Source organism: Haloferula sp. A504, from assembly GCF_044385805.1.
Classification (GTDB): Bacteria; Verrucomicrobiota; Verrucomicrobiia; order Verrucomicrobiales; family Akkermansiaceae; genus Haloferula.
In genome coordinates, this window is record NZ_JBISBU010000153.1 from 1 (window position 1) to 1,212 (window position 1,212).

Below are 1,212 nucleotides of genomic sequence, written 5' to 3' on the forward strand. Positions count from 1 at the left end.
CACGAAGGGCAGGCGCAAGACGGTCGTGACCAATCGGGGCACCTGGACCTACAGCTATCGCGGGGGCGACGGTGGGGACGGCCAGCTCGCGGGAGCAGTCTTCGATCCGACTGACCCCAACGTGCCCTCAAAGATCTTCAGCTACGCGTCCGATGGTATCGGACGCCGCACGGATTTTGCGGGCAACGTGGGCGACACGCTGAACCGCTTCCTGCAAATGGTTCACCCGCAGGTGCCGAAGCTTCTTTACGTCACGGCCGATCCCGCCGCGCGTGTCTGGATCAACGGCGTGGAACTCAACCCCGCACCGGATGACTTCGACGGCTTCGCGGCGGTGCCGCTCGGGCATCCCGGATCGGCGGGCGGCTGGGTCGGATGGGAGGTGAAAGGCGTCATTGAGAACGGTGGCGATGCCGGTGCCTTCCCCGACGCGGTGTCCGAACTGAAGGGGCAGCTTTGGTTTCCGCCGGAAACGGAGAACTTCACCTACGATGACGATGGCAACCGGGACAGTTCGGCGCTGTGGGACTACGGGTGGGATGGTCGCAATCGCCTGGCGCGGGCGGCGACACGCGACCGGCTGAGTGCGCCTGAAGGGTGGGATGTGGAGTTTGACTACGATGCGGAGGGCCGCCGCTTCAAGAAAGTCGTCACTCGCTTCGAAGACGGCGACCCCGTCGAGCGGAGGACGATTTGGTTCGTGTGGGACGGCTGGGATCTGCTCTACGAGCGCCACGAGGATGCGTTTGGCAACCTGCTCTTCGATCGCAAGTATGTCTGGGGTCCGGACATCGCCGACGGGTCGGCAGGTGGTGCGGGCGGACTGCTGCTGACGCGCGAGACGCGCGGGCAGACGACGCGGGACTTCTATCCGCTCTATGACGGCAGCGGGCATATCGTTGGCCTGAGCGACGATCTGGGCAATCTGGTCGCGGAGTATTGGTATGGACCGTTCGGTGAGCTGATCGAGGCCACGGGCGAGATGGCGGATGCGAACCCGTGGAGATACGCCACGAAGTATCAAGACAAGGAGACGGGCTTGTATTACTTCGGCCACCGCTACTTCGATTCGGTGACCGGTCAGTGGATGAGCCGCGAGCCGCTGGGGGAAAATGAAAGTCTGAACCTGTATCTCTACGCCCACGGGGACCCGGTGAACCGGGTGGATGTGCTGGGGTTTGCGGCATACGCCTACGATTCGTCGATGAGCGA

At 63.5% G+C, this 1,212-nt stretch carries 1 protein-coding gene; it reads left to right on the forward strand.

All coding sequences use genetic code 11. From position 1 onward, the window contains the following. The coding region (locus ACG2LG_RS23885) for an RHS repeat-associated core domain-containing protein (protein WP_396263383.1) at positions 1–1,212 on the forward strand (1,212 nt) is incomplete at both ends.